Origin of the sequence: Brachybacterium sp. (assembly GCF_052095815.1) — a bacterium.
Lineage (GTDB): Bacteria > Actinomycetota > Actinomycetes > Actinomycetales > Dermabacteraceae > Brachybacterium.
The window spans coordinates 1-1,578 of the sequence record NZ_JBQDLF010000101.1; the positions used below are offsets into that span (position 1 = coordinate 1).

Sequence of the window (1,578 nt, forward strand, 5' to 3'; positions counted from 1 at the left end):
CTCCAACCACGCCAGACACCGAGCTCCTCGGCTTAACACAAACCTCGGCATAATCCGAATGCACGATGCAACCTGCGGCGTCTCGACGCCTGGATATCGCGTTGTCCAGGGCGTTCACCGCAAGACGAGCCTTCATCCGGTCGCTGATCGAGTAGCCCACGATCCGGCCGGAGAACACATCTTTGATGGCGCAGAGGTAGAGCTTGCCCTCGTCGGTCCAGTGCTCGGTGATGTCGGTCAGCCACAATTCGTTGACGTCATCGGCGGAGAAGTCCCGCTTCACGAGATCGTCGTGAACCGGCGGGCCGGGGCGCTTCCCGTTCTTGCCGCGCTTCTTACCGAACACCGACCACCACTGGTTGTCCCGGCAGATCCTCCACGCCGTGCGCTCACACATCTCCTCACCGGCCTCGGCGGCTTCGTCGACCAGGAGCCGGTAGCCGTACTCGGGGTCGTCGAGGTGAGCGTCCAGCAACGCGTTGGACCGGTAGGCCTCGACCACCTCGGCCTTGGTGACTTGCTGGTGCCGCCAGCGGTAGTAGGGCTGGCGGGAGAGCTTCAGGACCCGCAGGGACACCGCGACGGGAATGCCGTCAGCGGCGAGCTCGCTCACGAGCGGGTAGAACCTTTTCCCGGCAGGTTCGCCTGGGACAGGTAGGCGGCGGCACGGCGCAGGACCTCGTTCTCCTGCTCGAGCAGCCGGATCTTCTTGCGGGCGTCGCGCAGCTCGGTGGAGTCCTCGCGGGTCTTTCCGGGGCGGCTTCCGTCATCGATGTCGGCTTGACGGATCCATTTATGCAGCGTCATCTCGTGGACGCCGAAGTCCTTCGCGATCTGCGCGAGAGTGACGCCGTCCTCACGGGACCGGGCCACACGCACGACATCTTCGCGGAACTCCTGGGGATAGGGAGCAGGCATGGTGCACATCCTTCCAGGCCGCCCAGTGGGCAAGCCAGATCAGATGTCACCTATCCGTGCGGCAGTCCCTTGGAACAACGTGATGGCTTCCAGCCACACACCCTCGCTGCGCTCGTCCGTGGGTGTTCGTCTCATGCCCCACAGCATAGTGTTCGGCAAGCCGTAGTTACAAACAGCGGCGTGGCGTAGACAAGTGAACCACATCGATGTTATTCCTAGATACGCCGCTCCAAACATCGGTGAGGCACAACATGTAGTGGTTGGTGGCGTGGCGCGTCACAGCCAGAGAGAGCGAGGAGGATCGCTATGCCACCCCCACCTGAGTCCCGGCGCGCAGCGCCCTCAGTGCGCGAACTCGCCGCCGCCCAGTCGCCTGATCTCGTGTTCTTCTCAAGCGTGTCGGAGAACACCCGCCGCTTCGTCGACCGGCTCGACCAGCCCGCGGTCCGTATCCCGCTGCGGCCACGAGTGGAGGGGCTGATCCGGGTCGCGCGGCCCTTCGTGCTCGTGGTCCCCACGTACGGCGGCGGGGAACGTGCCGGGGCGGTGCCGAAGCAGGTGATCTCGTTCCTCAACGACCCCGCGAACCGGGCACTGATCCGGGGGGTGATCACGGCGGGGAACACGAACTTCGGCGAGCACTACTGCCTCGCCGGCCCT

The 1,578-nt window shown here is 64.8% G+C and carries 3 protein-coding genes; 1 reads left to right on the top strand and 2 read right to left on the bottom strand.

Features of this window, described 5'->3' with window-relative positions; translation table 11 throughout:
* Nucleotides 1–613 (bottom strand): DDE-type integrase/transposase/recombinase (locus ACTH43_RS18510; protein ID WP_441446348.1); only part of this gene is annotated, 613 nt, incomplete at its 3' end.
* On the bottom strand, nt 610–918 hold the full coding sequence (locus ACTH43_RS18515; protein ID WP_096196558.1) for a transposase: 309 nt from the start codon (nt 916–918) through the stop codon (nt 610–612). The genes ACTH43_RS18515 and ACTH43_RS18510, both read right to left, overlap by 4 nt.
* 300 nt (nt 919–1,218) lie before the next feature.
* Here ACTH43_RS18515 and nrdI point away from each other — a divergent pair.
* On the top strand, nt 1,219–1,578 hold a 360-nt coding region (gene nrdI, locus ACTH43_RS18520), incomplete at its 3' end, for a class Ib ribonucleoside-diphosphate reductase assembly flavoprotein NrdI (RefSeq protein WP_441446350.1).

Bases quoted from the DNA above. Each gene is read 5' to 3' on its own strand.
- ACTH43_RS18515 (WP_096196558.1), bottom strand. From the start codon at position 918: ATGCCTGCTCCCTATCCCCAGGAGTTCCGCGAAGATGTCGTGCGTGTG.